Origin of the sequence: uncultured Nostoc sp., assembly GCF_964245445.1 — a bacterium.
Classification (GTDB): domain Bacteria; phylum Cyanobacteriota; class Cyanobacteriia; order Cyanobacteriales; family Nostocaceae; genus Nostoc.
This window is the reverse complement of record NZ_CAXTNE010000422.1, coordinates 1-4,729: the sequence shown is the minus strand read 5'-3', so window position 1 is coordinate 4,729 and position 4,729 is coordinate 1. Positions and strand designations below refer to the sequence as shown.

The window sequence follows — 4,729 nt, the reverse complement described above, 5'->3', positions numbered from 1 at the left end:
CTGGGCAAAGCTATGTAATATTTGGGGGGAAGAACATCGGCAGTGGCGGCACCCCTGGTAAGCTGACTGGAACTCCTGGTGCAGATACCCTCTTTGGCATACCTAGCAACAACATAACTGTTAACGAAACCCTGACAGGCAACGGTGGTCAAGATAAGTTTGTATTTCCCTCTGGCGATCGCAATGACATTATCACCGATTTTAGTGGCGTAGGTAAAGGCACAAACCCATCATCGGCTGTAATTGCCAATGTTGACACACTGCAATTTATAGGTTTGGGATTGACTGCCCAAAATCTCCAACTAACTCAAAAAGGCAACAACTTAGAAGTCACTTTTGAAAATGTGGCTAATACCAAAGTCACTCTGCAAAACTTTAAATTAGAAAACCTGGATAACCTGCCAGCAAATTCTTCAAGACCTGCACTCGGCAATATCCTTTTTGATGGGCAAACTAGCATTACTGATAGCTTTGATGTCATTGATGTCAACTCCACTCAAACTAGCATTTTTAACAAAAACACTGTCACCTTTTTCAATGACTTAAGCAATAACATCACGGGTTTTGATAACTCCAATGATGTGATTAATGGTCAAGGGGGTAACGACAAAATCAATGGCTTGAGTGGCAATGACTTGCTACGAGGCGGCGCTGGCAATGATATTCTCATCGGCGGTGCTGGTAATGATACTCTTGTCGGTGGTGCGGGTGCTGACAAGTTCCTTTACAATACCAATGCTTGCTTTGTTAGTTCTGCTGTTGGTGTAGATACCATTAGTGATTTCAAACCCTCTCAAGGTGACAAGATAATCTTAGATCAGACTACCTTTAATGCGATCGCTTCTACTCCCGGAACAGGTTTTAGTAACAAGAGTGATTTTAAAATCACGTCTTCAGCCGGGACTAGTACAGCGAAAATTGTCTACGATCCTGTGAGTGGGCAGTTATTCTACAACCAAAATGGCAGCGTGGCTGGTTTTGGCAGTGGCGGTCTATTTGCGACTCTAACTGGTGCGCCAACTCTGACGGCATCTGATTTTATCTTGCAAGCATAGTTTGCTTAAAACATAGAGTTTCAAGCTTGGAACACGGAACTGAATCCTTTACAGAACAATCTCTGGGCTATTTAGATAGACGAGTCATTTCAAACAATTGCTGGGCATTACTTCCTAAAAAAGCATCGAAAAGTACCTGCTTTCCAGATTCCACTTCTACTAGATAGCGCTGGGCAATTTCATAATAGGCGTAAGTCCAAGGGATCTGAATTTCTGTACCATTATTATCATCTAATACTGTCACCATTTCCCTTACTGCTTGAGTTGCAGTTTGCCGCAAACCACAAGTAACATTTCCCTCTATCTCTGCTTTCATTGGTACACCCAGGTTAGCCAATCCACTAGCAGTGGTTTCAATGTCTGGATATTCTAGAGTATTTTGGACGTTGACGTAGCCTGTAAAGTGGTTGACTGCGTAACCGTGCAGCAATACCCAAGCCCCATACTGAGTAACCTGATTCACCTCTTCAACAACAGAACGCACAGGAGGTAACCAAGGGCGAGTAAAAACTTGCTGGAGTTGTTGGGCGATGGTTTCAATGTTCCCTCCTTTTTGTAGAAGAGTAAGGGGTGAGATGAATTCGTAGGGAATTGAAGATACTGTTTTAGAGATGAGTTGGGCAATATCAGCAGGCAATTCATCGACAATCAACTCACTAATAAACAGTTTCGGTAAGTTAAATTTCTCTTGCTGTGGATGACGATAATAACGGGCATACAAATGGGTTTGAGCAAAATTATACTCTCCAGCCGCCATGTAACCTAAAGCTTCTACAAGCTGCCCAAGATAGTCAATTCCCAGGTTAATTTTACCCTGTGGACTATCTACTAATAAACGCAAAGACCGAAAGGCGATGTGGTCGTTGGCGACAGTCCCACCCGCAGCAGTAATCATTTGCTGGTAGGTACGGGCATGATTTACCCTGGCGCTGTATTCTTGCCAAAGTAATTTCCATAAATGAGGGGCAATTTCGGGTTTCATAAAGCATTAGTCATTAGTAAAGATAATTCGCCATCTCTCCACAAGTGAATGTTTAGGAGTGTGGATTTAATAACCTGCATTGTGGCTCTTTTATGCTCTGGCTATGTAGTTATATACTGCGTCTTTATTAATTAGACAGTCAGATACTTGCTGAACCAGTTAGCGACTGTTTCTTGAAGTATCGTAATATCTTGGCGCTGTTCTGGCGAAATATCTGTTGCTACTGGTTTAATGTAATGCGCCAGATACCTGAAGGTTTGCATCGACAGCCGTTCTGACTGGTTCAATTGTTTATACCCACTTAAGAACGCAGCATAAAGTTTTTCTGTATCGCTGACCTCATATATCTCGTCTTGCATACCATGCACGAATAGGGTAGCGGGAAGAGGATTTCTTTTGGTTATTTCTTCTGCACGGACTATAAAATCTAGGCGTTGTTTTGCTGCTTCTGACTTCTCAGACCAAGAATATTTTTTATGCTTCTCCTCTATCCAAGGGTACTGTTCCTTAAGAAAAGAATAGGTTTCTTCTACAATCCGCTCATAACTATTTACAGCAGTATGTAGGTCTTTAGTTATTCCAGCTAGTACAGCAGCAGCAATTGGAATCTTACTTTCTAATAGCGCCAGTAGAGCTGTAAAGCCACCTGCTGAAAAGCCGAACAAACCAATGCCTTTGTTCGGGTCAATGCTGAAACGCTCCTGTAGCGCTTTAACTACGTTTGGTAGCTCGTGTGTAGCTTGTTCGACTATTGGTAGCAGTAGTTTGAGTACATAGTCATCTATCTGGCGACGCATAAGTTCGTCAGTGCCGCCTTCTGGAAACCGTTCACCAAAAAGCGGTAGTCCCAGATAGGCTTTCCAAGCTTCGACGCTTTCTAAAGGCAATGTCTCAGCAAGTACTTTTTCACTGTCAGGCGACCCGAAGCCGTGCCAGAGGATGATCAGTGGAGCAGGTCGGTCTGTATTGGTAGGTGGACGTACCAGAACAGGTACACCTGCTAATTCTAATGAATTGAGACTAGACATATCCAAGATCCTGATTAAATCCATTTTCTTTAGCAGCTTAACACCTTGCTGATAATCTGAAGGGCTATCTGAATTTGGTCGCTGTCGATAACTAGAGGTGGACAGAAACGAATTGCTGCTTTACCGCAACCAAGCAATAATAAACCTCGTAAAAAAGCTTCTTGGATAATGCGATCGCGCAATTTCTGATCGAGATTACCCTGTTCATCTAATAAATCCACCGCAACCATCAAACCTTTACCTCGTGGCGGCGATACTCTAGGAAATCTTTGATGCAATTCGGTAAGACTAGCCTGTAATAATTCTCCCATTTGAGTAGCGTTGGTCATTAAACCACTTTCCAGCAGTCGCAGTGTGGCAATACCAGCAGCACAAGCTACGGGATTACCGCCAAATGTGGTAGCGTGAGAACCAGGAGGCCAAGTCATCAACTCTGGTCTGGCAAGTATCGCTCCTAATGGCAGACCACTGGCGATACCTTTGGCAGTGGTAATGATATCAGGCATCACACCCCAATGCTCGATCGCAAATAAGCGACCAGTCCGCCCCATTCCTGCTTGCACTTCATCCACTACCATCAGAATACCGTGGCGATCGCAAATATCCCGAATCCGTTCCAAAAAACCATCTTCGGGGACGATATACCCACCTTCTCCCTGAATCGCTTCGACTATGATCGCCGCCACTTCTTGCGGTGGTAAAATTGTGCAAAATAACTGTTTTTCCAGGTAATCTAAGCTAGCATGAGTGCCGTAGGGGATATGAGTCACCCCAGGAACTAAAGGCCCAAAATTCGCTCGTTGCACTGCTTTGGAACCAGTCAGAGACATTGCCCCATAAGTGCGTCCGTGAAATGCACCTAAGAAGGCTACAATTAGCGATCGCTTGGTGTAATATCGAGCTAGTTTGATTGCTCCTTCGTTAGATTCTGCCCCGGAATTAGTGAAAAATACTTTTCCGGGAAACCCACTATTACTCTGTGGCTGGGGAAAAGGGGCGCGAATCGCTAATTGTTCCGCTAGTTCCACCATCGGTTCATAATAAAAATCCGTCCCTGACATGTGCAGCAGACGTTCTGACTGTTCTTGAATTGCTTTGACTACTTCCGGGTGGGCGTGTCCGGTGGCGGTAACGGCAATACCTGCGGTCATATCCAGAAATACATTGCCATCCACATCTTCTATCATGCACCCTTGGCCGCGAGATACAACTAATGGGTAATCGCGGGTGTAAGAAGGAGAAGTTACGGCGCGATCGCGTCGTACAATTGCTTGAGCAAGAGGCCCAGGCAAAGAACTTATTAAACGGGGTGTACGAGGTAAATTTAAATTAATAGGGATACTTAACATAATTTTTTCGATTTTTTAAAGATTACTGATGATTAAACGCTAAAGCTTGATTGCTTACAGTAGCATTTGATTCCATTGCTGTAGAAATTACGCATTTACTGAAAAAGCTTTATAGTAAAGATTTTCGTATTTTGTAAGACTTTGCCCGTTTTTATAACACAACTTCTGCGATCGCGTCTCATCTTCCGCTAAACCACAAAACAGGTAATAGGCTAGACTTACGCAAAAGTTAGTTTTAGAGTCGTATTAGTTGCTTTTGCGACTCCAAAAGTTAGTTTTCAAGTCACATTAGTTGCTTTTGCGACTCCAAAAGTT

Annotated in this window: 4 protein-coding genes; 1 reads left to right on the top strand and 3 read right to left on the bottom strand. The window is 43.5% G+C overall.

Annotated features, from left to right (window positions below):
* Positions 1–1,055, top strand: a 1,055-nt coding sequence (locus ACFE90_RS36470) for a calcium-binding protein (RefSeq protein WP_375507118.1), incomplete at its 5' end; no start/stop codon positions are given.
* 67 nt (positions 1,056–1,122) lie between these two features.
* Here the strand turns inward: ACFE90_RS36470 and ACFE90_RS36465 are convergent.
* The 3 genes from ACFE90_RS36465 to ACFE90_RS36455 form a co-directional block, all read right to left on the bottom strand.
* Positions 1,123–2,037, bottom strand: coding sequence for a DUF1338 domain-containing protein (locus tag ACFE90_RS36465; protein ID WP_375507117.1), 915 nt, complete (start codon positions 2,035–2,037; stop codon positions 1,123–1,125).
* A 131-nt stretch (positions 2,038–2,168) separates the two neighbouring features.
* The gene (locus tag ACFE90_RS36460; RefSeq protein WP_375507116.1) at positions 2,169–3,065 is read right to left on the bottom strand and encodes an alpha/beta hydrolase family protein; all 897 of its coding nucleotides are present in this window, start codon (positions 3,063–3,065) and stop codon (positions 2,169–2,171) included.
* Between the two features lie 29 nt (positions 3,066–3,094).
* On the bottom strand, positions 3,095–4,414 hold the full coding sequence (locus tag ACFE90_RS36455; RefSeq protein WP_375507115.1) for an acetyl ornithine aminotransferase family protein: 1,320 nt from the start codon (positions 4,412–4,414) through the stop codon (positions 3,095–3,097).
* Positions 4,415–4,729: the final 315 nt, after the last annotated feature.